The sequence below is a fragment of the Candidatus Methylopumilus rimovensis genome, from assembly GCF_006364615.1.
GTDB classification, from domain to species: domain Bacteria; phylum Pseudomonadota; class Gammaproteobacteria; order Burkholderiales; family Methylophilaceae; genus Methylopumilus; species Methylopumilus rimovensis.
On sequence record NZ_CP040986.1, the window covers coordinates 912,618 to 939,185 of the forward strand.

The window sequence follows — 26,568 nt, forward strand, 5'->3', positions numbered from 1 at the left end:
TTCATATTATTTAAAAATAAAAGGATTGAAATTAGTGCGCGTATCAAAATAATCTATATTTTCTTTCTTTTTAAGAAAAGCAATAATTTTGTAAATGACTGGTGTAAATAATACTTCGATTAATGTTTTAGCAAAAAATTGTGCCATAACAACAAGAATCAATTTGTCATTTGGAATCACACCGCTGTTATAGAAGGCTAATGGATAGAACAAAATAGAATCGATCGCCTCACCTGCAATAGTTGAGCCAATCGTGCGACTCCATAAATATTTACCCTTCGTCATGATTTTCATTTTTGCTAATACAAAAGAATTCGCAAACTCACCTGCTGCAAAAGCAATTAAGCTCGCTAAAGAAACTCTCCAAGCTGAACCAAAAGCAACTTCATAAGCATCTTGATTATGCCAATAGGGTGCGGGTGGTAATGCCACAATCATCCAAGCCATAAAAGATGCAAAAGCAAGTGCAGCAAATCCTGCCCATATCACTCTTCTCGATGCCGCATAACCATAAACTTCAGTTAAGATATCCCCGAAAATAAAAGAAATGGGAAAAAATAAAACGCCAGCGCCAAAAGTCAGGACGCCAAAGAATGGAACGTCTACTTGGGAAATTTTTGCAGGCCCAATCAAATTAGATGTAATCAATACCGTCACAAATGCTGCCATGACTAGATCGTAATATCGATATTGATTTTTATTCATATTAAATTTCATTGATCAAGACATGATCACCAACGTTAATTTGATCAAATAAATCGATGATGTCATAGTTATCCATACGAATGCATCCATGAGATTTGGGCTGACCCAAATGAGCTAAGTCATTAGTTCCATGGATGTAAATAAAACGCTGCATTGTATCTTGAGTGCCCAGACGATTAAATCCAACCTCGAGACCTGAAAGCCAAAGTATGCGAGTTAAAATCCAATCCTCTTTGGAGTTAGAGCCTGACATTGTTGAATTCCATATTTTTCCTGTAAGTCTTCGAGCTATAAATTGCGCGAACAAAGGTGCGCCGTTGCCAATTTTTGCTCGCACAATATGCTGACCTAAGGGCGTACAAAAACTGCCTTTATTTTGACCCGGACCTTTTTCTGCAGTAGAAATCACAAATGATTTCACCCATACATTATCATCTTGATAGACATGAAGTTTTTGCTCTTTGATTGAAATTTTAATATGCATAATTAAATAATTCTTAAGATGCTGTCTTTACAAATAATGCAATAGATTCTACATGTGAGGTATGTGGAAACATATTTACAATACCAGCTTTATCTAATTTATATCCCTTCTCATTTACTAATATTTGAGCATCTCTAGCCAAGGTGGCTGGATTACAAGATACATAAACAATCACTGAGGGATTAATTTCTTCATCAATGAGCTGAACTAATTCAAACGCCCCATCTCTCGGAGGATCAATCAGCCATTTATTTGCATGACCCAATTTTAATAATATTTCCTTAGTAATTTCAAATAAATTGATGCATTGATATTCCACAAAATCATTTAAGTGATTTTCATCTCGACATTGTTTTGCTCTTTCTATCAGTGATGCTGAGCCTTCGATACCGGTCACTTTTGCACCTCTAGTTGCAATAGGCAATGTGAAATTTCCAAGCCCACAGAAGAAATCAAAAATACGTTCATCTTTTGATGGCTTTAAAAGACTCATCGCTCTTCTTACTAATACTTGATTAATAAAAGGATTGATTTGTGTAAAGTCATAAGGCATAAAACTAAATTGCAGACCAAACTCTTTTAGAGCATAAGAGAGCTTCACGTCATCTTTCTTTGATAACGGTTTTACTGTTTCAGGGCCTTTAGATTGCGTCCAAAATTGGACGGAATATTGACTTGAGAATGCATTTAAAAGTGCTTCATCTCTTAAATCTAGCTTTTCTAAAATTCTTAATACCAACACTAAATATTTTTGATCTGCTGCGAATTCAATCTGAGGTATTTTATCTTTGATAGAAAGCTGAGTAATCAAGTCTTGAAGCGGGGGCAGGATATCAGAGAGGTTTTGAGGTAACACTTCGCAGCTGGAAATATCAGCAATAAAATGTGTTCTTTTTTCATTAAAACCCACAAGCGCTTTATTTTTCTTAACAACAAATTTAACCCTTAGCCGGCCTTTATATCTGTAATGCCAGGAGGGTCCTGCAAGTGGCGTTAAGATTGTTTCAGATTTAACCTTACCAATTCTGGATAATGTATTTTCAAATACTCTTTGCTTAGCTGCAATTTGAGCTTGAAACTCAAAATGCTGCATAGAACAACCGCCACATCGATTAAAGTGATCGCATTTAGGCTTTACTCTTAAATTAGATTGTCGAATCACTCTATGTGTAAAAGCGATTTCATAGCTTGGCTTTCTCACATAAGACTCACACTCAACCAACTCGCCTTGAAGCGCACCTTCTACGAAAATAGCTTTACCATCAATATGAGTAACACCCCTACCCTCTTGATCAATATTTTCTATTGTGGCGAGTAATAATTTTTTTTTAGATTTAATATCGTCTTGCATTGAGGAAGACTTAAGATTTCCAGGCGGACAAAAACTCATCCCAATAATCTTTTTGATATTCTTGAATCGTATTTTTAACTAAATTAATTTCAGCATCATATTCGTTTTGATTAAGATGGCCCCGGATTAATTGGAATTTAAGATAAACAAGATAAGTATTCGCAACATCAGTTTCGCAATAGTCTCTTATCGATTGAATATCTCCTTCTCTATAGGTATTCCAAACTTTTCCACCATCCATACCTAACTTACCTGGGAAGCCACAAAGCTTTGCAATATCATCTAATGGGGCATTATTTTTACCTTGGAACATAGCTAAAAATTCCATTAAATCTGTATGGCGTGTGTGATATCGGCTTAAATAATTGTTCCATTTAAAATCCTTATCAATCTCGCCCATATCTAAATATTTGGAAGCATTAATGCCATAAATCAAAGCTCTGTAATTTAATACAGGCAAATCAAATCCTGATCCATTCCACGATACAAGTATAGGGGTGTACTTATCAATACCATCAAAAAAACGCTGAATAACTTCTTCTTCGGAATCGTCAATATCTCCCAATGTCCATATTTTTAATTGATCTCTTTCTCGAAGAACACATGAGATCGCTACAATTTTTTGAAGATGGTGCTGTAGAAAATCCGAGCCATTTTTTTGTCTTCTTTTGTAAGTAGCAGCATTCACAACAACATCATCAGAAAAATTATTATCTAATGCATATAAAGATCTAATACCTTGAATATCAGGAATGGTTTCGATATCAAAAACTAGAATAGGAGTCAAAACTTTAACTCACAAATAAATTGGAAGATAAATAGCGGTCGCCTCGATCACAAGCAATAGATACGATCACAGCATCTTTATTTGCTTTCGCTATTTGAAGAGCGACATAAAGCGCTCCGCCAGAAGACGCTCCAGAAAAAATACCTTCTTCTTTTGCAAGTTTTCGTGCAGTTTCTTCTGCATTTTGTTGTGAGACATACTCAATACGATCGATATTTTTTGGATTATAAATTTTAGGTAAATAGGCTTCTGGCCATTTACGTATACCTGGAATTTGAGAGCCTTCTTTTGGCTGAACACCAATAATTTGAATATCTTTATTTTTTTCTTTTAAGAATCTTGAGGTGCCTACAATCGTACCTGTAGTACCCATACTCGAAATAAAATGAGTGATACGACCTTTTGTATCTTTCCATATTTCGGGGCCGGTGCCTTCATAATGTGCTTTAGGATTGTCAAGATTACTAAATTGATCCAAAACAAAACCTTTACCTTCTTTTTGCATCTCTAGAGCGGTGTCTCTTGCAAACTCCATACTGCCTTCTTGCGAAGTCAGAATGAGTTCTGCGCCAAATGCCTTCATAGTTTGCCGTCTTTCGATGGTTTGATTTTCTGGCATAACCAAAATCATTTTATAGCCCTTCATCGCAGCCACCATAGCAAGCGCTATACCCGTATTGCCAGATGTAGCTTCAATGAGTGTGTCGCCTGGTTTAATATCGCCTCTTAATTCAGCGTTATGAATCATAGAAAACGCGGCTCTATCTTTTACTGAGCCTGCGGGATTATTACCTTCTAATTTAAGATGGATCGCGCTGGTTAAATTTCCATTCATGCGCTGCAAGGAAACGAGTGGGGTGTTACCAATAAAATTTTCTAAGTGCATTACTTTACATTCATCCGAAATAAAAGAACGGTGTATACGAAAAAGGATATGAATCCAATTAAAGCCCACTGAGGAATTGTGAGGCCCAGTAAACTCCAATCAATATGGGAGCAGTCGCCCGTCCCTTTAAAAAGCAAATTTAAAGCTTTTGAAAATGGAAAATTTTCAAACATATAATTTAAGTCAACGCCACATTCATTAGGAACATCAATGGCTTTCGATTGAATCAGAATATGTTTAAACGAAAATACCATGCCTATAATTGAGGTTATAGACAAGACAACTAAGGTCAGTCTTCTCATTAAATATGTTGGCTTAATAAATGCATTAATCAAAAAGAATAGTCCCAACACCATAAAAATAATCCTTTGTGTAATGCATAAAGGACAAGGTTCGAGATTAAATTTTTTTTGAATGATCAGCGCTAATGCAACTAAAAAATAAGCAGCAAAAAAAGCAAATAAATGGGCTTGTTTATGTGATAAAAAAAATTTCTTCAATTAAAGCTCTTTAATTATTCATTAACTCTATAATGAAGATAATTGTAACGGATATCCCCCTAGTTTGATTAATTCAACACCAATAAATAGCTCCAAACCTAACGAGGCCAAGGTTTTTTCTGTTAAAGAAATTAACCGCCTCGTCAGGGAGCTTCTTGAGCAAAGTTTTCCCTCATTTTGGATATCAGGTGAAATCTCTAATTTTATAAGCGCATCCTCCGGACATTGGTACTTTTCTCTTAAGGATGATGAAGCTCAAGTGCGCTGCACCATGTTTAAAAATAAAAATATGGCTGCTGATTGGACCCCTAAAAATGGTGAAAAAATTGAAGCGAAATGCTTTATCGGGCTTTATGAAGCTCGCGGAGAATACCAGCTTAATATTGATCTGATTAGACATGCGGGCGCTGGGCTTTTATCGGAAGCCTTTAATCAATTAAAAGAAAGGCTTCTCAAAGAAGGTCTTTTTGAAACTTCTCGCAAAAAACTCATACCTCAATTTCCCAAGTCTATTGGAGTTATTACTTCTCCTACAGGCGCTGCAATTGAAGACATTCTTACTACTCTTAAAAGACGTAGTCCTCATATTCCAATCTTTATATATCCTAGTCTCGTTCAAGGTAAAGAGGCGCCTCTCGCGATTGTAAAAGCTATTGAAACTGCAAATATCAGAATGGAATGTGATGTGCTCATTCTTGCGCGAGGTGGTGGTTCGATTGAAGACTTATGGGCCTTTAATGAAGAAATTGTAGCGCGAGCAATTGTTACATCTAAAATACCTACTATTACTGGTGTTGGTCATGAGACTGATACAACCATAGCTGATTTTGTATCTGACCTTAGAGCACCGACACCCACAGGCGCCGCTGAGCTCGTCACAAGCCATACTGTCGAACTAGTTAAAACAATTCAAGTATACAAAAATCAACTAAATAAAGTAATGGCTGGCGTCATTCGTGAATTGATGCAGAAAATTGACTATCTAGAGAAACGTCTTATATCGCCCCGACAACAAATTCAAAGACAAAAAGAACAGATTCATCAATATATACAAAGGATTAATCAAAGCATGAAAAATGCAATGATCCAATATCGTTTAGAGATCGATAAATTGAAAGTAAACTTAGATCATTTAAGCCCTCATGCTGTTTTATCAAGAGGCTATTCCATTATCACAAATGTTGATGGTCAGATTGTAAATAATGTAAACCAGTTAAAGCTTGATGATAAAATTCTTATTCAATTGAACCATGGACAAGCTGATGCAAATATTTCAGATCTTAAAAATTAATAATTTTAGATTGAATTAAAAATACTCTGGCACTCATGGAAGATATCAAAAAAAATAATCACAAAGTCTCGATAGCTACACTTTCGCTTGCAGCCTTAGGTGTGGTATTTGGTGATATTGGCACAAGTCCTCTATACACCATGAAAGAAGTTTTTTCTTTAAGCAAACATCCAGTTGAACTTACTCAATTTAACGTTCTAGGCATACTTTCGCTTGTCTTCTGGTCTCTCATTATGATTGTGTCAGTGAAATATGTAGGCTTTATCATGCGAGCTGATAATAGAGGTGAAGGCGGCATTATGGCTTTACTCTCTCTTGCTAATAAAAATGCACCGAGCAGCAATAAAAGAAATTGGATTATGATTTTAGGCATTCTTGGGGCTTGTATGTTTTATGCAGACGGAATGATTACACCTGCAATTTCTGTTTTATCTGCGATTGAAGGTCTTGAGGTTGTTGCGCCTTCCTTAAGCCATCTTATTATTCCAATAACTCTTGTAGTACTTTTTATTTTATTTTATGCACAAAGTAAAGGAACAAATGTTGTAGGCGCACTCTTTGGTCCCATTATGTTTTTTTGGTTTTTAACACTTGGATTATTAGGTCTTATGAATATTGCGCAAGAGCCACATGTACTTTATGCGATTAATCCTTTACATGCATTTCATTTCTTCCAATTAGCTCCCATGGTTGCATTTGTAGCTTTAGGTGCTGTCGTTTTGTCTGTAACAGGTGCTGAAGCGCTTTATGCAGATATGGGACATTTTGGTAAACATCCTATTAGACTTGCATGGTTTATTTTTGTGCTTCCAGCGCTTACATTAAATTACTTTGGACAAGGTGCATTACTTATTAGTAATCCTGAAAATATTAAAAATCCTTTTTATCTTATGGCCCCCGAATTTCTTGGTATTCCTCTTATTATTTTAGCAACGCTCGCTGCAATTATAGCTTCACAAGCAGTGATCACTGGGGCCTTTTCAGTTTCAAGGCAAGCACTTCAATTGGGATTCTTACCAAGAATGCACGTCGAACATACTTCGGAAAATCAAGAGGGACAAATTTATCTCCCAAGAATTAATTGGCTCTTAATGATTTCAGTGATGGCTTTAGTAGTGACTTTCAAAAGCTCAGGCAATCTTGCAGGTGCATATGGTATTGCAGTTACAGGTGACATGGTAATCTCAACGCTTCTAGCGAGCTTTGTATTCTATGAAGTGTGGAAATGGAACTCCATTAAAACACTTATTTTTATGGCAATTTTTTTAATGATCGATTTTGCATTTTTTAGTGCCAATATTTTAAAAATACCTGATGGTGGTTGGTTCCCAATTTTAATCGGCTGCATTCTTTTTGTTTTAATGACTACCTGGAAAAAAGGTCGTGCACTTCTTTATAAAATACTTAAGGGTGAAGCTATTGAAATTAATTCATTTATTTCATCTATAGGCGCTAATCCGCCGCCTCGGGTAGAAGGTACTGCAATATTTATGACGCCTAATCCTGAAGGTGTTCCTCATGCACTTCTTCATAACCTTAAACATAATAAAGTAATCCATGAAAAAGTTATTATTTTGACTGTGATGTTTATGGACTATCCTCACTCACTTACAAAAGATCTAGTAACTGTTGAAAAACTGCCTTATAACTTTTACAAAGTCACTGTGAAATATGGATTTAAAGATGAGCCTGACTTACCAAAAGACTTGGCATTATGTGTGAAAAATGGTGTCAATATTGATCCAATGAATAGCTCTTATTTTATCGGCAAGGAAATTTTATTAGCTACGCCAAAAGACAACATGAATTATTGGAGAAAGAAACTATTTATCGGTTTATTTAGAAGTGCGGAAACAATTACCAATCAATTTAAGCTTCCGCCTAACCGGGTGGTTGAATTAGGAAGCCAAGTATTGTTTTAAGAATGAAATATAGCGTTTTATTCTTCTTAGTATTTCTTGTCGTGGGTTGTGCTTCCACTACATTAAAAAATCAATCAGGTGTTGATAGAAAACAGCTTTTGCTTATGCCCCAATCTATGGTGGCAAGCCTGGCGAATGATGGCTACAGATCTGCACTTCAAGAAGCAAGCAAAAAAAATAAACTTAATGTTGACCCTTTTCAAGTAAGTCGCGTTAAAAGAATAAGTAATAGGCTTATTGCTAAAGCAAGTTATTTTAAGCCCGAAGCTAGTCAATGGGCTTGGGAAATAAATATTGAAGACAGCAATGAAGTCAATGCTTACTGCATGCCTGGGGGTAAAATTATGGTTTACTCAGGTCTTATTCGAAAGCTAAACGCTACTGATGATGAATTAGCAGCTGTCATAGGACATGAAATTTCTCACGCACTTCGTGAACACGGACGAGAAAGAATGTCGACAGCAGCCGTTCAACAATTAGGTTTGATTGGTTTTGCTGCTTACATCTCTAATACGAGTAATCGAAATAGAGCTAATGCCACAATGCAAGCAGTTTCATTAGGTACCACCCTCTTTTTTGCTCTTCCTAATAGCCGAACACAAGAAAAAGAGGCTGATGCTATTGGTCTTGAACTTGCTGCGAGATCAGGATTTAACCCTTTCGCTTCAGTCACTTTATGGGAAAAAATGAAACAACAAGATACAAAAAAACCACCTGAATTTTTAAGTACCCATCCATCTGATGACAATCGCATTAGAGAGCTTACTGATCTTGCTTACAAATTAAAGCCTCTCTATGAATCAAACCGACCACGATAATTACATTAAACTTTAATGTAAAATACTGTTTTAACTTAAAAAAATATACTCTCATGGATCAATTAAAATCAATCATCGAAAATGCTTTTGAAATAAGAGCTGAAATCAATCCAAAAAATGCGCCAAAAGAAATTAAAGATACTGTGGATGAAGTGCTTAATAATTTAAATAATGGGTCACTTCGAGTGGCAACACGCATTAAAGATTCTCAGGAATGGGAAACACATCAATGGATTAAGAAGGCGGTATTGCTCTCTTTCCGGCTCTACGATAACGAGGTCATGAAGAGTGGTTATACCAATTACTTTGATAAAGTAAATTCAAAATTTGCTAATTTCACCGATGAAGATTTTAAAGCAGGTGGTTATCGTGTTGTGCCGAATGCTATTGCAAGACGCGGTTCATTTATTGGCAAAAATGTTGTGCTCATGCCTTCATATGTAAATATTGGGGCTTATGTAGACGAAGGTACAATGGTCGATACATGGGCGACTGTCGGTTCTTGTGCGCAAATTGGTAAAAATGTTCACCTCTCAGGAGGCGTGGGCATTGGTGGGGTATTGGAACCTATTCAGGCTGGTCCAACTATTATTGGTGATAATTGCTTTATTGGTGCACGATCAGAAGTGGTTGAAGGTGTTGTCGTTGAAGATAACGCAGTTATTTCTATGGGGGTCTATATTGGTCAATCTACTAAAATTTATGATCGTGAGACAGGCGAAGTAACTTATGGCCGCATTCCTAAAGGCTCAGTTGTTGTTTCAGGAAACCTACCATCAAAAGATGGTTCTTATAGTCTTTACTGTGCAGTGATTGTAAAAAAGGTAGACGAAAAAACACTTGGTAAAGTTGGTATTAACGAGTTGCTTAGAGGTATCTAAATTATGATGGTGGTCGGCATTAAAAATTGCAGCACCGTCAAAAAAGCATTAACTTGGTTTGATAACCATAAAATTAAATATGAATTTTTTGATCTAAAAAAAGAAGCATTAGATCAAGCTACTTTGACTGCATGGGTTAAAAAACTTCCAAATCATTTAACCTGGGATATGCTCATTAATAAATCCGGCATGACCTGGAGAAATCTGACAGACCGAGAAAAAAAACTTGGAGACAAGAAAGAAACTGCCATTCAATTAATTATAGAAAAACCAACGGTGATGAAAAGACCTTTGGTAGCAATCGACAAAAAAGTAGTATCGCTTGGATTTGATGAAGCTACATTTACACAATTATTTAAAAAATAAAAATGACCAGAACATTAGAACTCACTAAGAATTTAATTGCTAGAAAATCTAACACGCCTGACGATGCTGGCTGTCAAGATTTGCTTATCAGCCTCTTAGAACCTTTAGGTTTTAAATGTGAAAAAATTAAAGTAGGTGATGTAGAAAACTTATACGCACGGAGAGGGACTGAAGCGCCCTTCTTTGTTTTTGCAGGTCATACAGATGTCGTACCTAGTGGTCCAGTCGATCAATGGGTATCGCCTCCTTTTGAACCTACGATCAAAGATGACAAGCTCTATGGTCGAGGTGCTGCGGATATGAAAACATCTATTGCAGCCTTTATTGTTTCTATTGAAGAATTTTTAAAAGAAACCAAAGGTTTCAAAGGTTCGATTGGATTAATTATTACTTCCGACGAAGAAGGTGTTGCGGTGGATGGTACCGTGAAAGTAGTTGAACTTCTTAAAGAAAGAAATCAAAGGATTGATTTTTGTGTAGTCGGTGAGCCTACTTCACATCTTAAGTTCGGTGACATGATTAAAAATGGCCGAAGAGGATCGCTTTCCGCAAAGCTTACTGTAAAAGGCATTCAAGGTCATATTGCCTACCCTCATTTGGTTAAGAATCCGATTCATATGGTTGCCCCTGCAATCACAGATTTAGTCAATATGTCTTGGGATGAAGGCAATGAATATTTTCCTAAAACCTCTTGGCAAATTTCAAATATTAAAGGTGGCACCGGTGCTACCAATGTTGTTCCTGGGGAAGTCGATATTCTTTTTAATTTTAGATATTCAACAGCAAGTACTGCTGAAAATTTAAAAGAAAGAGCACATGCTATTTTAGATAAGCATAAACTTGATTATGTTATTGATTGGGAGTATTCGGGCAATCCTTATTTAACAAAAAAAGGTAAGCTTGTAGAGATTTTATCGGAAGCGATTAAAGAAACTGTGGGTATCACGCCCGAGCTCTCTACAACGGGCGGCACTTCGGACGGTCGCTTTATTGCGAACATCAGTGATCAGGTTGTGGAATTTGGCCCGCTTAATGCCACGATTCATAAAATAAATGAATGTATTGATGTAAAAGATATCGAACCACTTAAAGATATCTACAAACTGACGTTGCATAAGATTCTCACTTGAGCCAAGCGCAAATTCTTACTGAGCTTTCTTCAATTCGTGATTGGCTAAGATACACCGTCAGTCAATTTGAAAGTTCTGATATTTTTTTTGGTCATGGCACTTCTAATGCATATGACGAAGCTGTCTGGCTTATTTTCGGCTTTCTTCACCTTCCTCACGATACGATAGAAAACTTTTTAGACGCTAGCCTAACAGGCAAAGAAAAAAAAGATTTATTATTTTTAATTGAAAAAAGAATTAAAGACAAAATCCCAACCGCTTATCTTCTTAATGAGGCCTGGCTAAGAGATTATAAGTTTTATGTGGATGAGCGCGTCATTGTTCCTAGATCTTTAATTGCGGAGTCATTAAGCGAAAATCTTTACCCGTGGATCGATGACCCTGAAAAAATCTTTAGCGCGCTAGATCTATGCTCTGGCAGTGGTTGCTTAGGTATCATGATGGCACATAGCTTTCAGAATGCAATTATTGATCTTGTAGACTTATCTGAAAAAGCATTACAGGTAGCAGAAATCAATATTAATCATTATGGGCTGAATGATCGTACCGAATTAATTCAATCTGATTTATTTGATGCCTTACAAGATAAGAAATATGACCTCATTATTTCGAACCCTCCTTATGTAAATCAAGCTTCAGTTGATAGCTTCCCTATGGAATTTTTAAAAGAACCAAGTATGGCTTTAGGAAGTGGAGAAGAGGGTCTAGATCACACCATTAGAATTATCAACGAAGCAAAACGCTACCTTAATGATGATGGCATATTGATTGTTGAAATTGGTCACAACAAAGAAGTTTTATTAAATAAATTCCCTACACTTAAATTTCAATGGCTAGATGTTTCTTTAGGTAATGACTTTGTATTTATGCTTCAAAAATCTCAATTACCTGATTAGATTTTTTTAATATCAGAATCACTTCTGATTCTTCTCTTAACTGGTTTTCTTCCAATCTTTTTATCTAACATAGCTTTTCGATCAAGCTTCACTTTCGGCGCATAGGGTGATGGATGCGCATGTTTTTTCCGCGCTTTAACTTTATTGAGACTTTCATTACGGCTGACCATCGAAAAAGGCATATCTAGCCATTTTAAAATTTTTTCAACTTCTTTCACTTCAAGCTCTAGCATCATGCCTCTTTTTACCCGAGATGGCAGAGACACAGGTCCAAATCTTGTTCGAATGAGACGACTCACGGGCAAATTAAAATGTTCAAACAAACGCCTAACTTCTCGATTTCTACCTTCCATTAGTATGACCTGATACCAGCGATTAGCTCCTTCGCCACCTTGATAACGAATTTCATCGAATTTTGCGAGGCCATCATCTAACTTAACGCCTGATTTTAACTTTGATATTTGCTCTTCAGTTAATTCGCCAAAGATACGAACAGCATATTCACGTTCAATTTCAAATTTAGGGTGCATGAGGCGATTAGCAAGATCGCCTGAAGTAGTAAACATAAGGAGCCCTGAAGTATTGATGTCAAGACGCCCTATCGAAATCCATTTTTCATTCTTAATTCTAGGTAGCTTTGAGAATACTGTGGTTCTTTTTTGCGGGTCACTTACAGAAACAATTTCACCTTCAGGCTTATGGTAGATAAGAATTTTAGGGAATTTTAAATCAAAGAAAAGATGGGTCGTTTTTCCATCAATCTTAATGATGTCATGCTCATGGATCAATTGGCCTAAGGTAGCTGCGCTGTCATTTACATGTACACGACCCGCTTCAATATATTTTTCCATTTCTCGCCTGGATCCAATGCCAGATTGAGCGAGAAGTTTATGTAGGCGCTGAGTTTTTGTTGGACTTATTTGCTTGCTGTCTTTAGATGAATCTTGATCTTGTGAACGCATAAGGTAATTAAGTCTTTAATGACTTAACGTTAGACATTCAAAGGAATTTCATTTTGAAGGAAGCTTTCGATATCAGGAAGCTCGGATATAGATCTTAAATTAAAATCATTTAAAAAATGTTTTGTTGTTGCATATAAGGAAGGTCTGCCAGGAACGTCTTTTTGACCAATCACATCAATCCAGTCTCTTTCTTGCAACTGCCTAATAGCATTAGGATTAAGTGCCACACCTCTAATCTCTTCAATGTCGCCACGCGTGACTGGCTGTCTATAAGCCACAATCGCCAATACCTCCATTACTGCACGACTATATTTAGCTACTTTTTCAGGGCTCAATCTCATAAGATAGCTTGAATATTCATCTCTTGCTTTAAAGCGATAGCCCGATGCGACAAGGACTAATTCCATAGTGCGGTCTTGCCATTCTGTTTTAAGTTCATCTAACAACATTCTTAATGTAGATCGCTCAATTTTTTCTGAAAATAATTTTTGCAAATCATCCAATGATAAAGGATTAGCGCTTGTTAGAAGAGCTACCTCTAGTATTTGTTTAATTTTCGATATGTTATTTAAATCTGTCATGGCTTAATTAATCTGTAATTTAATGTAGATAGGAGAAAAGCTTTCTTGTTGAGTAATCTTAATGAGTCGCTCTCTTGCTAATTCTAATATAGCTAGGAAGCATACAACTAACTTTTGAATTCTATCTTCGGCCACATTAAATAGTGATGAAAACTCAACAAACTCTTCTTCTTGAAGTTTTCTTAAAATCATTGTCATGTGTTCTCGGACGGAGAGCTCATTTCGAGCAACCTTATGCGACTCAAAATGTTTTGCACGATTTAAAATATTTTTCCATGCAGAAAAAATTTCATCAATCGATACATCAGGGTAAGTAATTTCTGTAATTTTTTCAAAATAGGCATTAGCCACATAAAGATCAACACCTACTTGCGGCATTTGTGTAAGCTTTTCAGAGGCTATTTTAATGAGCTCATATTCCATGAGCCTTCGAACAAGTTCAGCGCGAGGATCTTGCTCTGTATCTACTTCAGCTGTTTTCTTAGGTAATAACATTCTTGATTTAATTTCAATCAAGACAGCAGACATAAGCAAATAATCTGCAGCTAACTCAAGTTTAATTTCTTTCATCTTCTCTACATAATCCATATACTGAATTGTTAAATCAGCCATAGGTATATCGAGAATATCTAAGTTATGTTTCCTAATGAGATATAAAAGAAGATCGAGTGGTCCTTCAAAAGCTTCCAAATAAATTTCAAGTGCGTCAGGCGGAATATAGAGATCCTGAGGTAATACCTCAATATTCTCTCCATGAATTTTTCCAATAGTCGCTGTTGGCAATTCTTGATTCATTAGTAATTCAACCCCATAGCTTCTCTGACTTCTCGCATCGTTTCTCTTGCCAATTTTCTCGCTTTTTCACAGCCTTCTGCCACGATATTTTTTACGAGATCAGGATCTTCAATGTAATGAGATGCTCTTTCTTGAATAGGTTTCAATTCTTTATTAATTGCTTCAATAATAGGCTGCTTACACTCAATACATCCTATTTTCGCTTCTTTACATCCCGTTTCGACCCAAGACTTTACTTCATCATTTGAGTAGACTTGGTGTAGTTGCCATACAGGGCAATGATCTGGATTACCCGGGTCATTTCTTCTGACACGCGCAGGATCTGTTGGCATTGTTTTAATTTTTTTCTCAACAGATTCAGGAGGCTCTCTTAAAGCAATTGTATTGTTATAAGACTTAGACATTTTTTGACCATCTAAGCCAATCATTTTTGATGCGGGTGCTAGCTTATACTCTGGCTCAACTAGAATCATTTTGCCGCCACCTTCTAAAAAGCCTAACAATCTTTCTTTATCGCCTAAGCTTAATCCCTGATGTTCTTCGATTAATACGCGCGCTGAATCTAAAGCTTCCTCGTCACCATTTTCTTGATAAGCTGTTTTCATTTCCATATAGAGACTACTTTTTTTAGAGCCTAATTTTTTAATTGCCTCTTCAGCTTTTTCAACAAAACCAGCTTCTTTGCCGTAGAGATGATTAAAGCGTCTTGCAATCTCACGTGTAAATTCAATATGAGGAATTTGATCTTCGCCAACAGGCACTTGAGTTGCTTTATAAATGAGAATATCTGCGCTTTGTAATAATGGATAGCCTAAGAATCCATAAGTCGATAAATCTTTAGAGGATAATTTTTCTTGCTGATCTTTATAGGTTGGGACTCTTTCAAGCCAGCCCAGAGGTGTGATCATAGATAGCAAGGTATGAAGCTCGGCGTGCTCAGGGACTTTAGACTGAATAAAAATAGTTGCTGTCGCTGGATCAACACCAGCTGCAAGCCAATCAACCACCATTTCCCAAACATTCTCTTCAATAATTTCAGGGGAGTCGTAATGTGTCGTGAGAGCGTGCCAATCGGCTACGAAGAATAAACATTCAAATTCATGTTGGAGATTGATCCAATTCTTCAACACTCCATTGAAGTGACCCAAATGAAGATTGCCCGTGGGTCGCATCCCAGATATGACGCGTTCAATAGCCATAACTTATATCTTCATCCTTAAGCAAATATCCATAAAATTAGACTTTGACTAATTTGGATAAGCGGAAAAATTATTAAATCGAGAATATGAGTCATTAATAAAATAATTAAAATTAAAAAACCATATCGTTCAACTTGTGCATACTTATAAGCGAGATGATTAGGTAATAAACTCACAGCAATTCTTCCACCGTCAAGCGGGGGTAATGGAATTAAATTTAATACCATTAAAGATAAATTAATACTAATGCCTGCAATTCCCATTTGCTGGATAAACAAAGACATCGATTCTGGGAAGTAGGCACTTCGTCCATATAAAATCGTCCAAAAGATCGCCATAATTAAATTTGAAAAAGGGCCGGCAGCAGCTACCCAAAGCATATCTTTTTTAGGGTGGCGCAAATTCATAAAATTAACTGGCACAGGCTTAGCCCATCCAAATAAAACACCGCCTAGTAATACAGTTAATGCTGGTAAAAGAAGGGTACCAATGGGATCAATATGCCTTAATGGATTAAGACTGATTCTATTTTGGTTATAAGCTGTCAAATCGCCAAAATGCTTGGCAGCATAGCCATGCGCTGCTTCATGAACCGTAATCGCAAAGATAATGGGAAGCGCGTAAACGGTAACTTTTTGTATAACAGTTAATTCCATATATAGAATGTCATTCTATTTGAATATTCTTAAATTCATTCAAGAAATATGTATTTTTCAGAAAAAATTTAGTTCAATAAGGCATTGACTTCATTCCAAGTTTTCCATATCGGAACGCATGTTTCGGGAAGTTTTGGTAATGACCCCATCTCCCTATAAGAAATACCTGGGCCATGATAATCAGAACCTATAGAAGCCAGAAATTCATAATCATCTGCGATTCTTTCAAATTTTAAAGATTGTTCAGTCGTATGGCTTCCTGAAATGACTTCAATCCCTTGACCGCCTAATTCTTTAAATTCGCTCAAGAATGCCAAAAGATTATTTTTACCCAAATCATATCGCGCAGGATGAGCGATAGCAGCGATACCACCACTTTCATGTATCCATGTGAGTGCATTTTCTAAATTTGTCCATGTATGTTCAATAAAGCCTGGCTTGCCTTTGACGAGATAATTTTTAAATACTGCTCTCACATCTTTAGCGTGCCCCGTGTCAACTAAAAATCTTGCAAAATGTGTTCGGCCTAAAATGCCTGATTTTGCATATTTTAATGCGCCCTCTAGACTACCTTTGATACCTATTTGACCAAGCGCATGGGCCATTTGCTTTGCTCTTTCAAATCGCCCGTCTCGAATAGAAGAAAGTCCTTGTAATAAGGTTTTATTTTCTGAGTCCACATTCAATCCAACAATATGAATCGTGGCCCTTTTCCATGTCACTGAAATTTCAACGCCGTGAATTAAATGCATGCCCAATAATTTTGCTTCTGAAGTTGCTTCCTTTAAACCTTCCACATCATCATGATCGGTTAAAGAAAGAACCTTGATACCTTTAGTATGAGCATGCCGAACAAGTTCAGTTGGGCTTAATAATCCGTCAGATATAGTAGAATGTGAATGAAGATCGATCATGGGTATTAGGTGCTTCAATATGAACTACCATAGTATCAGATAGTCTAGACCAAAGATAATTTACAAAAGCCATGAGGTAATTTTACAAATGAAATTTCTATTTGATCTCTTTCCTGTCATTCTTTTTTTTATTGCATATAAATTTTCAGACATTTATACAGCAACATTAGTCGTTATAGCTGCCACGTTTTTTCAAGTGATCTATAGCAAGCTCATTCATAAAAGAGTGGATAAATTGCTTATATTTAATGCTGTATTGATCAGCATCTTAGGTGGCACAACATTATGGCTTCATGATGCAAATTTTATTAAATGGAAGCCCAGTATTTTGTATTGGTTATTAGCAGGCGCGCTTTTATTTTTTCATTTTTTCAAGAAAAAAAATCTTGTTAAAAATCTCATGGGCGAACAAATTCGATTAAATGAAAAAACTTGGAATCAAATTAACATGACTTCCGCAGTATTTTTTGCAGGCTTAGGCGTACTTAATCTATACGTTGCTTTTAATTTTTCAGAAAGTATCTGGGTAAATTTTAAATTATTCGGTATTACAGGATTAATCATTTGTTATGCCATATTGATTGGTGTTTTGGCATCAAGAGCTAATCATAAATAATATGTTTTACGCCATCATCGCTAAAGATCAGCAAAATAGCCTCAATCAAAGATTGGCTCAAAGGCCAGCGCATTTAGCGCGCATTAAAATATTGCAAGATCAAGGAAAGCTGATTCTCGCAGGACCTTTCCCTGCGATCGATGCGATCGATCCTGGTTTAGATGGCTTTTCAGGAAGTCTTATTGTGGCTGAATTTACTTCGCTAGATGAAGCGATAAGCTGGGCACATGAAGATCCTTTTTATACTTCAGGCGTTTATGCTTCTGTTGAAGTAAAACCGTTCAAAAAAACACTTCCTTAAATATTTATGTTGCAAGATCTTATTAAAGAAAGGCTAGCATTTTTAGAGCCCTCTCACTTAAGTCTTAAAGACTTAAGTGATCTTCATAAAGGACATAGCGGCAATACAGGTGGCGGCCATTTCGATTTGGAAATTACAAGTTCGCATTTTTTAGGAAAATCAACGATAATGAGGCATCGCATCATTTACGACGCGCTTAAAGATTTAATTCCTCAAAAAATTCATGCATTAAGTATCAAAGCTGATTTGCCTTAAGGAATCACTCTTCAATGTTAATTATCAAGGAGCTTTAATGTTTTCTTTTATCAAAACCTTTGCCTTTATTTTACTTTTTCAGTTTGGTGCTTTAGCGCATTCAGCCGATTTAAATATTACAGTGAACGGCAAGCCTATCAAAAAGAATCTCTATGATTTTGTAGTGAAAGATCTTGCAAATCGCGGCCAAAAAATGGATGACAACCTTAACAATATGATTGTCAATCGTATGATTGCTATGGAACTTATTAACCAAGAAGCTGAAAGAACAGGACTTAGCAAGGACACAAACTATCTTTTGAAAGAAGAATTAGCGCGTAAAGAAATGCTATACAACACATTCTTACAAAACTACGTACAAAAAAATCCTATTTCAGAATCTGATATTAAAAATGCGTATGAACAATACAAAAAAGATTTGGGAACTCAAGAATTCAATGCAAAACATATTCTTGTTGGAAGCGAGCAAGAAGCTAAAGACGTGATTACTGAACTTAATAAAGGTGGAAACTTTAGCAAAATAGCTAAAGAAAAATCAAAAGATCCAGGTTCAAAAGATAAAGGTGGTGATTTGGGTTGGTTTCCAGCGAACTCAATGGTGAAGCCTTTTGCTGAAGCACTTACCTCAATTAAAAAAGGTAGCTTTACAACCCTACCTGTTCAAACACAATTTGGCTGGCATGTAATTAAGCTAGAAGACACAAGAGCACTTCAAGCACCTGAGTTCGATAAAGTAAAAGAAGGTTTAACTAAAACACTTCAACAAAAACAACTTGATAAGCTTGTAACAGATCTTAAAGCAAAAGCTAAGATTGTTGATAACCGCAAATAAAGAAATCCATCTTAGGAGTCAGCTAAAGCCTGCGTTACGCAGGCTTTTTTGTATATAATAATAAGAATCATTATCATTTAGATAACTATGACCACTTTATTAGAATTGTCAGAAGGCCAGAGCGGTATTATCCAAAAGCTTGATATGGATCGCTTGCTTATTCAAAGGCTCAATGCCATGGGGTTGAGATGCGGCAAAAAAATCACCATCTTAAGAAAGGCGCCACTTAAAGGTCCTTTTCATATCATGATTGATACCACTGAGCTCATGATTCGGGAACAAGAAGCATCGCTCATTCAAATTAACTCATCTGCCCTATGAAGCGTATTGCTCTCTTAGGCATGCCAAATACGGGCAAGTCGACTCTGTTTAATCGCTTAAGCGGCTCCTCTGCGCGCATCGGTAATTGGCCTGGCATTACTGTAGACCTTCATGTGGTGAAAACAATACTAGGCGGCCATATGGCTGAACTCGTTGACTTACCAGGCATATATGACCTTCAAGGTTTATCTGAAGATGAAAAAATTGTACAAAGCTTTATCAATCATAACAAGATTGATTTAGCGATTGTTGTCTTATGTAGCGCTCAAATTGAGCGACAACTTTCATTGTTATTACAACTTCAAAAGCTTCATATCCCCTGTGTAATAGCTCTCAATATGCATGACGAAGCAAAAAAAATGGGTATCACTATTAACGCGCCATTGTTAGAGAAAAAACTTAAAACGCCTGTGGTTAAAACTAGTGCTAAATTCGGCGAAGGTATGACTGAACTTTTAAAAGCATCTTCTCAACTAATGAGTCAAAAAGTCGCCACACCCATTAAAAAAATTAGTCCATTAAATTCATCTGATCAAATATCTCATCAAAAAACGATTCAAAGTTTAATTAAATTGACTGTTAAATATCCAACTAAACTTAACGACAAGAATACAAAAAAACTAGACGCACTCTTTTTGAATCCCTTCTGGGGTCTGCCCATTTTTTTTATTATTGTGTTTTCTATTTTTCAGTTTATCTTCACGCTAGGCAAACCTATTCAAGATTTAATGGCTCAATTCTTCAATTTCTTTAGAGCAGATTATCTTGAGCCTTTATTTACAAATCATCATGGTATTTTTCAAAGCCTCCTCTTAGATGGTCTCTATTTAGGGGTCACAACCATAGCTGCTTTTGCGCCCATTATTATTCTTTTCTTCCTCATCATGAGTGTTGTAGAAGATAGTGGTTATTTTTCAAGAGCTGCATTTTTGATGGACGCTTTGATGGAAAAAATAGGCTTGGATGGAAGAGGTTTTGTGATGATGCTTATGGGTTTTGGATGCAATGTGCCGGCTCTCATGGGTACTAAAATTATGCGTACAAAAGAACTTCGTCTTTTAACGATGTTTGTGATTCCATTTTCATTATGCTCAGCAAGACTCCAAGTATTTTTATTTATTATTACAGCGCTCTTTAACGCCAAATACGGGCCACTGGTACTTTTCTGTCTTTATTTATTAAGTTTTTTCACGATCTTTATTTCAGCGCTTATCTTTAAAAATCAATTCAAAAACAAAGAACCTATTATTATTGAATTGCCCCCCTATCGCTTTCCAACGATGAATCACATTATCAAAAGGAGCGTGCTTGAAATTAAACATTTTCTAACGCGCGCTACCAAATTTATTATTATTGGCGTGCTTCTTGTTTGGGCGTTAACGCATTTCCCAATGGATGTGCCGATTGCGAGTGAACTCACGTATTCTGGCCAATTAGGTAAATGGTTATCCCCTATTTTCCAACCCATTGGCATTAATGAACAATTGGTGATTGCCCTCATTTTTGGTTTTATTGCCAAAGAAATTGTCATTGGCGCCTTAGCTGTAATTTACGGCGCAGAGGGCACAGCTTTAGCCCATCATCTTTATAGTAATGTGACTCAAATTCAGGCTATTAGCTTTATGATTTTTACCCTCATTTATACTCCTTGCCTTTCTACGATCGCAACCCTTAAAAATGAATCCAAAAACCTTTCATTTGTGATTTATTCAGTTTCATGGGCACTTCTTCTGGCATGGGTTTTTAGCTTTATTTTCTATCAAACCTCACTCTACTTTTCTAGTTAATTTGTTAAAAATTAACAAGGTTTAAAAAAATAGCTTCTGTTAAAATCATAAGCTTAAAGTAACGTCTTAAAACACTACCCAAAACATGCAAAGCCAAGAAATTATTCATATTGCTGGTGGTCCAGCTTACTCAAAGTTTAGAAAAGAAAAGCTTCTTGGAAAACTTCAAACAATTAATAATCAGATCAAAGATATTCATTCTGAATATATTCATATCATATGGTGTGAAAAAAAAATCACAGAAACACATAAAGCGACCTTAAAAAAAATTCTGCATTACGGCCCTAAGGCTCAAACCTTAACATTTAAACATAATGTAATTATCACTATGCCGCGTCCGGGCACCATATCACCCTGGGCTTCAAGAGCTACTGATATTGCAAATCATTGCGGACTTTCTGACATCAAACGTATCGAGAGAGCTGTTGCTGTTTATATTGAGTTAAAAAATGAAACTTTATTATCCGAAAATGAAAAAAAAGCACTTTCCTTATCACTTCATGATCGCATGACAGAAGTTTCAATTTTTAATCTTGATGATGCTCAATCTCTTTTTTCTCATTTACCTCCAAAACCGATCCAGTATGCAGAAATAATTGAAGGTGGGAAACAAGTCTTAAATGATTTCAATAAAAAACTCGGGCTTGCTTTATCTGAAGATGAAATCGATTATTTATTTAATTACTTCACTTCTATCAAAAGAAATCCTACAGATGTAGAACTCATGATGTTTGCTCAAGCAAATTCAGAACATTGTCGCCATAAAATATTTAATGCCGATTGGGTTATAGATGGCAAGACGCAATCTAAATCACTTTTCGGCATGATTAAAAATACGCATCAGTTACATCCTGGCAATACGATTGTGGCTTACTCCGATAATTCTTCTATTATAGAGGGTCCTAAAATCAATCGCTTTTATCCAAATCAAAATGGTATTTATTGTGATCATGAAGAACTCACTCACTTTATTATGAAGGTAGAAACGCATAATCATCCAACAGCAATTTCCCCCTTCTCTGGCGCCGCGACTGGCGCAGGCGGTGAGATTAGAGATGAAGGTGCAACAGGAAGAGGCTCGAAACCTAAAGCCGGTCTCACAGGGTTTTCAGTATCTAATCTTCGCATTCCTGAATTTATTCAGCCTTGGGAAAAAGATAGCTATGGCGCCCCTTCGCGCATATCATCAGCACTTCAAATTATGATCGACGGTCCCATTGGAGGCGCTTCATATAACAATGAATTTGGCAGACCCAATATTGCAGGCTATTTTAGAACATTAGAAATCCAACACGGCAATGAGATAAAAGGTTTTCATAAGCCCATTATGTTGGCAGGTGGCATTGGCAGTATTAATGATATTCATACAAAAAAACATGCGATTCCACCAAGCGCCCTTCTTATTCAATTAGGGGGTCCTGCGATGCTTATCGGTTTAGGTGGTGGCGCTGCCTCAAGTATGGGCACTGGATTCAATGAAGAAAATTTAGATTTCGATTCTGTACAACGTGGCAATCCTGAATTGCAAAGAAGAGCTCAAGAAGTGATTGATCGATGCTGGCAATTAGGTGATCAAAATCCTATCTTAAGTATTCATGATGTAGGCGCTGGTGGTTTATCAAATGCATTTCCTGAATTAGTGAATGATGGTGGCGTAGGTGCGATTTTTCAATTACGTGCAATTAATAATGAAGAGCCAAGTATGTCGCCACGCGAGCTTTGGTGTAATGAAGCTCAAGAGCGTTATGTATTAGCTATCAAAGAAAAAGATCTGGATTTATTTAAAGCGCTTTGCGAACGAGAAAGATGTCCATTTGCAATTGTAGGTACTGCAAAAGAAGACAAACAACTTATTGTCGAAGATAGTCTCCTTAAAAAAGATGCAGTCCATATGGATTTATCTATCCTCTTAGGAAAGCCGCCTAAGATGACACGAAATGTGAAGAGAAAAGAAAGAACAGTTAAATCTGTCAATACAGAAAATATTAATATCCAAGACGCAGCATATCGTGTTTTAAGATACCCTGCTGTTGCAAACAAAATGTTCCTGATTCATATCGGCGATCGATCAGTGACAGGATTAATTGCAAGGGATCAGCTTGTAGGTCCTTGGCAAGTTCCTGTTGCTGATGTCGCCGTCGCTTTATCATCTTTTGATAGTAACGTAGGTGAAGCTTTTGCTATTGGTGAAAAAACACCTATTGCAATGATTGATGCTAAAGCCTCTGTTCGTATGGCCTTAGGTGAAGCGATTACCAATTTATCCGCAGCATCCATTCATCATTTAGAAGATATTAAATTATCAGCTAATTGGATGGCATCTGCAGGGCATGAAGGTGAAGATGCTGCTTTATTTGATGCTGTTGAAGAAATCGGTATGCATCTTTGCCCTGATTTAGGTATTAGTATTCCTGTAGGTAAAGATTCTATGTCCATGAAGACAGCTTGGCTTGAGAACAAAAAAGAAAAAACTGTTGTTTCGCCTGTATCGCTTATCGTAAGCGCGTTTGCACCTGTCTTTGATGCTAGAAAAACGTTAACGCCTTCACTTAATAGAAATCTTAAGGAAAGTGGCCTTATTTATATCGACCTGGGTTTAGGCAAGAATCGATTAGGTGCTTCATCATTTAACTTGGTGTTTAATGAAGTAGGCGATATACCACCAAATCTTGATGACGCAAAAACTCTTAAAGCATTCTTTCATGTGATTCAAACATTGAAAGATGAAAATATGATTGAGGCTTATCATGATAGATCAGATGGTGGGCTCCTTGCTACTTTAACTGAAATGGCTTTTGCAGGGCGTTGTGGTTTAGATATTGATTTAACCGCGTGTGGACCTGATATTAAAGCTATTCTATTCAATGAAGAGTTAGGTGCTGTCATTCAAATTAAGAAAGAACATATCTCAAATGCACTTACAAAAATTAATGCCACTTTAAATCAAAATGCCTTCTTAATTGGATCTGTCAACTTAGATCAAATCATTCACATCAAATATCAAAATAAAACTGTCTTTGAAGATACAAGGTCAAGCTTACAAAGCGCATGGACTGAAACATCATACAAAATACAATCTATGCGAGATAATCCAGTATGCGCTTTAGAAGAGTTTTCTAAAATTTCAGATGATTTTGATCCGGGGTTAAATCCAAAATTTGATTTTGAAATTCCCCAATCTTTTGCAATCAAAAAAACAAAACCTAAGATAGCTATCTTAAGAGAGCAAGGCGTTAATGGTCATGTTGAAATGGCATCTGCATTTTCGACTGCAGGATTTGAGGCGCATGATGTTCACATGTCAGATATTATTGAGGGTCGAAAATCTTTAACTGATTTTTCAGCGCTCGTTGCATGTGGCGGTTTTTCATATGGCGATGTATTAGGCGCAGGTGAAGGCTGGGCTAAATCTATTTTGTTTAATTCAAAAACTCGTGATGCTTTTGAAGACTTTTTCTCAAGAACCGACACGATAGCACTTGGCATTTGTAATGGTTGCCAAATGATGAGTAACTTGAAAGAAATTATTCCAGGGTCTGCCTTATGGCCTCATTTTATAAAAAATAAATCTGAACAATTTGAAGCAAGATTTGTGTCTGTCGAAATTCTTAAATCTAATTCAATATTCTTTAATGATATGAATGGCGCAATACTTCCAATTGCTGTAGCGCATGGTGAAGGCTTTACAGAATATCAAACCCAGAATCAGATGAATGATGTTTTAAATCATCAACTTGCAACACTTCGCTATGTTGATAATTACCATAAGGGAACTTCTATCTATCCGATGAATCCAAATGGGTCTCCTGAAGGAATTACTGGATTTACTTCGGAAAATGGACGGTTTTCTATTATGATGCCTCATCCCGAGAGGGTTTATAGAGCAATACAAAACTCTTGGCATCCTGAAGCCTGGGATGGATTAGCGCCATGGTATAAAATGTTTACCAATGCTTATCAATTTTTTAACTAAACGAAAGAATCACTCTTTATGAATAAATTTTTAAAAACAACACTTACATTAATTTTGCTTACTTTCTCGATGCAGCTTTTTGCACTAACTGATGCAGAAGAAATCGAATTTGCAGGCGCCGTGAATGAAGGTAAATTACCAATCGTTAAAAAATATATTGAAGTCAAAAAAGTAGATGTCAATTCAACTTATTTCGCATGGAGCCCGCTTCTCATGGCAGCCTCTAAAGGTCAATTTCAAACACTCAAATACTTAGCAGATCACGGTGCAGACATTAATTACACTCACCCACTTACTAAAATGAATGCTTTTCATCACGCTGCTTTTGACGGTAGAACAGAAATTGTCAAATACCTTGCTTCTAAGGGAGCTGATATCAATAAAAAAATGAAAGGTGGCGTATCTATCGTTCGTGTTGTTAAAGAGAAAGGTGATGCAAAAATGGTAGACTTGCTTCTTTCGTTGGGCGTAAGTGAAGAGGGCTGTGATGAAAAGTGTCTTTAATTAAGGCTCTCTAAAAAAATTATGAAAAATTTACGTGTTTCTTTATTTCTATTATCAGCGCTCGTAAGTGTCACTTTAAAAGCGCATGAATCATTAAATACAATCTCAGGTTTTGTAAGTCCTGAATCAGTGGTTCAAGATGCCAAAGGTGACATTTATGTCTCTGAGATTGGTGAATTTAATAAAGATGGTGATGGAAAAATTACACGTATTTCAATCGATGGAAAACTTTCAACATTTGCAAATGGCATGGATGACCCTAAAGGGTTAATTTTTATTGGTAAGTCTTTGTATGTAACAGATAAAAATAGAGTGTTGAAAGTTGAGGCGGATGGTAAATGGAGTGTATTCGGAAGTACCATGGCATTTCCACAAACACCTATTTTTCTAAATGACATTACTTCAGATGAATCAGGCAATTTATATGTGAGTGATAGCGGCAATCTTAAATCAGGTGGCGCCATTTTTAAAATTGCTAAGGACAAAAAAATTACTTTAGTACTTAATGAAAATTTGCCTGAAATTCTTGCGCCTAATGGTCTTTGGGTTGTTAAAAATGATCTTTATGAAGTGGATTTTTCAAGTGGCATTTTATACAAAATTAATTTGAAAACTAAATCAATTTCAAAGGTTGCTGAAGCGCTTGGCGGTGGAGATGGTCTAGTTAAATCTGGAGATAATTTCTTTGTCAGTGACTGGAAAAATGGAAAAATATATAAAGTACAAGGCAACAAAGTCAGTTTATTTAAAGACGGTTTTAGAGCTGCTGCTGATATAGCACTATCTTTTGATAAAAAATCTATCATTACACCAGATATGAAAGCTGGTTCCGTTACGATCGTTCCTATTTATTAA

28 protein-coding genes are annotated in these 26,568 nt (G+C 36.3%); 16 read left to right on the plus strand and 12 right to left on the minus strand.

All coding sequences use genetic code 11. The features are described 5' to 3' along the window. Nucleotides 1-6: 6 nt before the first annotated feature. Genes FIT61_RS04665 through FIT61_RS04690 form a run of 6 tightly spaced genes read right to left on the minus strand, consistent with a single transcriptional unit; the run spans nt 7 to nt 4,713 of the window. Nucleotides 7-705: a queuosine precursor transporter gene (locus FIT61_RS04665; protein ID WP_139883943.1), complete on the minus strand. Its 699-nt coding sequence runs from the start codon at nt 703-705 to the stop codon at nt 7-9. 1 nt (nt 706) lies between these two features. Further along, nucleotides 707-1,189: a L,D-transpeptidase gene (locus tag FIT61_RS04670; protein ID WP_139873631.1), complete on the minus strand. Its 483-nt coding sequence runs from the start codon at nt 1,187-1,189 to the stop codon at nt 707-709. Nucleotides 1,190-1,202: 13 nt separating this feature from the next. Next, complete coding sequence (gene rlmD, locus FIT61_RS04675; protein ID WP_187351782.1) at nt 1,203-2,540, minus strand: 23S rRNA (uracil(1939)-C(5))-methyltransferase RlmD; 1,338 nt, start codon at nt 2,538-2,540, stop codon at nt 1,203-1,205. Between the two features lie 10 nt (nt 2,541-2,550). Next, entirely contained in the window at nt 2,551-3,327 is a 777-nt protein-coding gene (locus tag FIT61_RS04680) for a 3'-5' exonuclease (RefSeq protein ID WP_139883550.1), read from the minus strand. Nucleotides 3,328-3,331: 4 nt separating this feature from the next. Beyond that, nucleotides 3,332-4,213, minus strand: a complete 882-nt coding sequence (gene cysM / locus FIT61_RS04685; RefSeq protein WP_139883552.1) for a cysteine synthase CysM — start codon at nt 4,211-4,213, stop codon at nt 3,332-3,334. Continuing rightward, the gene (locus FIT61_RS04690) at nt 4,213-4,713 is read right to left on the minus strand and encodes a disulfide bond formation protein B (RefSeq protein ID WP_139873635.1); all 501 of its coding nucleotides are present in this window, start codon (nt 4,711-4,713) and stop codon (nt 4,213-4,215) included. Before FIT61_RS04690 ends, cysM begins: the two co-directional genes overlap by 1 nt. 64 nt (nt 4,714-4,777) lie before the next feature. On the opposite strand from FIT61_RS04690, the gene xseA reads away from it, so the two are divergent. The 7 genes from xseA to prmB are packed head-to-tail and all read left to right on the plus strand — an operon-like array spanning nt 4,778 to nt 12,017. Then, nucleotides 4,778-6,004, plus strand: a complete 1,227-nt coding sequence (gene xseA, locus FIT61_RS04695) for an exodeoxyribonuclease VII large subunit (protein ID WP_223259444.1) — start codon at nt 4,778-4,780, stop codon at nt 6,002-6,004. Between the two features lie 35 nt (nt 6,005-6,039). Next, complete coding sequence (locus FIT61_RS04700) at nt 6,040-7,926, plus strand: potassium transporter Kup (RefSeq protein ID WP_139873636.1); 1,887 nt, start codon at nt 6,040-6,042, stop codon at nt 7,924-7,926. A gap of 2 nt (nt 7,927-7,928) precedes the next feature. Further along, a complete protein-coding gene (locus tag FIT61_RS04705) occupies nt 7,929-8,744 on the plus strand; it encodes a M48 family metallopeptidase (RefSeq protein ID WP_139873637.1) in 816 nt (271 codons plus the stop codon). Nucleotides 8,745-8,797: 53 nt separating this feature from the next. Beyond that, nucleotides 8,798-9,625 carry a 2,3,4,5-tetrahydropyridine-2,6-dicarboxylate N-succinyltransferase gene (gene dapD / locus FIT61_RS04710; RefSeq protein ID WP_139873638.1) on the plus strand — a complete coding sequence of 276 codons (828 nt, stop codon included), beginning with the start codon at nt 8,798-8,800 and terminating at the stop codon, nt 9,623-9,625. Nucleotides 9,626-9,628: 3 nt separating this feature from the next. Continuing rightward, nucleotides 9,629-9,991, plus strand: a complete 363-nt coding sequence (locus tag FIT61_RS04715) for a Spx/MgsR family RNA polymerase-binding regulatory protein (protein WP_139883553.1) — start codon at nt 9,629-9,631, stop codon at nt 9,989-9,991. Nucleotides 9,992-9,993: 2 nt separating this feature from the next. Next, nucleotides 9,994-11,121 (plus strand): succinyl-diaminopimelate desuccinylase, encoded by a 1,128-nt coding sequence (gene dapE / locus FIT61_RS04720; protein ID WP_139883555.1) that lies wholly within the window; start codon nt 9,994-9,996, stop codon nt 11,119-11,121. Next, nucleotides 11,118-12,017, plus strand: coding sequence for a 50S ribosomal protein L3 N(5)-glutamine methyltransferase (prmB, locus tag FIT61_RS04725; protein ID WP_244925183.1), 900 nt, complete (start codon nt 11,118-11,120; stop codon nt 12,015-12,017). Before dapE ends, prmB begins: the two co-directional genes overlap by 4 nt. Here the strand turns inward: prmB and FIT61_RS04730 are convergent. From FIT61_RS04730 to FIT61_RS04755, 6 genes are all read right to left on the minus strand, one after another. Further along, on the minus strand, nt 12,014-12,979 hold the full coding sequence (locus FIT61_RS04730) for a pseudouridine synthase (protein WP_139883557.1): 966 nt from the start codon (nt 12,977-12,979) through the stop codon (nt 12,014-12,016). The genes prmB and FIT61_RS04730 overlap by 4 nt on opposite strands. A 29-nt stretch (nt 12,980-13,008) precedes the next feature. Next, a complete protein-coding gene (gene scpB / locus FIT61_RS04735; protein ID WP_139873642.1) occupies nt 13,009-13,560 on the minus strand; it encodes an SMC-Scp complex subunit ScpB in 552 nt (183 codons plus the stop codon). A gap of 3 nt (nt 13,561-13,563) precedes the next feature. After that, on the minus strand, nt 13,564-14,355 hold the full coding sequence (locus FIT61_RS04740; protein WP_139883558.1) for a segregation and condensation protein A: 792 nt from the start codon (nt 14,353-14,355) through the stop codon (nt 13,564-13,566). Beyond that, a complete protein-coding gene (locus tag FIT61_RS04745) occupies nt 14,355-15,554 on the minus strand; it encodes a tryptophan--tRNA ligase (RefSeq protein ID WP_139883560.1) in 1,200 nt (399 codons plus the stop codon). Before FIT61_RS04745 ends, FIT61_RS04740 begins: the two co-directional genes overlap by 1 nt. Nucleotides 15,555-15,571: 17 nt before the next feature. Beyond that, nucleotides 15,572-16,210: a site-2 protease family protein gene (locus FIT61_RS04750; protein WP_139883562.1), complete on the minus strand. Its 639-nt coding sequence runs from the start codon at nt 16,208-16,210 to the stop codon at nt 15,572-15,574. Between the two features lie 68 nt (nt 16,211-16,278). Continuing rightward, on the minus strand, nt 16,279-17,124 hold the full coding sequence (locus FIT61_RS04755) for a 3',5'-nucleoside bisphosphate phosphatase (protein WP_139883563.1): 846 nt from the start codon (nt 17,122-17,124) through the stop codon (nt 16,279-16,281). Between the two features lie 88 nt (nt 17,125-17,212). Between FIT61_RS04755 and FIT61_RS04760 the strand changes: the two genes are divergently transcribed. The 9 genes from FIT61_RS04760 (at nt 17,213) to FIT61_RS04800 (ending at nt 26,568) form a co-directional block, all read left to right on the plus strand. Then, nucleotides 17,213-17,740 carry a septation protein A gene (locus FIT61_RS04760; RefSeq protein WP_139883565.1) on the plus strand — a complete coding sequence of 176 codons (528 nt, stop codon included), beginning with the start codon at nt 17,213-17,215 and terminating at the stop codon, nt 17,738-17,740. A gap of 1 nt (nt 17,741) precedes the next feature. Then, nucleotides 17,742-18,041, plus strand: coding sequence for a YciI family protein (locus FIT61_RS04765; RefSeq protein WP_139873648.1), 300 nt, complete (start codon nt 17,742-17,744; stop codon nt 18,039-18,041). A gap of 6 nt (nt 18,042-18,047) precedes the next feature. Continuing rightward, nucleotides 18,048-18,296, plus strand: a complete 249-nt coding sequence (locus FIT61_RS04770) for a BolA family protein (RefSeq protein WP_139883566.1) — start codon at nt 18,048-18,050, stop codon at nt 18,294-18,296. Between the two features lie 37 nt (nt 18,297-18,333). After that, nucleotides 18,334-19,128, plus strand: coding sequence for a peptidylprolyl isomerase (locus tag FIT61_RS04775; RefSeq protein ID WP_139883568.1), 795 nt, complete (start codon nt 18,334-18,336; stop codon nt 19,126-19,128). 87 nt (nt 19,129-19,215) lie between these two features. After that, complete coding sequence (locus FIT61_RS04780) at nt 19,216-19,449, plus strand: FeoA family protein (RefSeq protein WP_139883570.1); 234 nt, start codon at nt 19,216-19,218, stop codon at nt 19,447-19,449. Next, on the plus strand, nt 19,446-21,236 hold the full coding sequence (gene feoB / locus FIT61_RS04785; RefSeq protein WP_139883572.1) for a ferrous iron transport protein B: 1,791 nt from the start codon (nt 19,446-19,448) through the stop codon (nt 21,234-21,236). Before FIT61_RS04780 ends, feoB begins: the two co-directional genes overlap by 4 nt. Before the next feature lie 85 nt (nt 21,237-21,321). Then, nucleotides 21,322-25,209, plus strand: coding sequence for a phosphoribosylformylglycinamidine synthase (gene purL / locus FIT61_RS04790; RefSeq protein WP_139883574.1), 3,888 nt, complete (start codon nt 21,322-21,324; stop codon nt 25,207-25,209). Nucleotides 25,210-25,227: 18 nt separating this feature from the next. Next, entirely contained in the window at nt 25,228-25,713 is a 486-nt protein-coding gene (locus tag FIT61_RS04795) for an ankyrin repeat domain-containing protein (protein WP_139883576.1), read from the plus strand. A gap of 21 nt (nt 25,714-25,734) precedes the next feature. Next, on the plus strand, nt 25,735-26,568 hold the full coding sequence (locus FIT61_RS04800) for an SMP-30/gluconolactonase/LRE family protein (protein ID WP_139883577.1): 834 nt from the start codon (nt 25,735-25,737) through the stop codon (nt 26,566-26,568).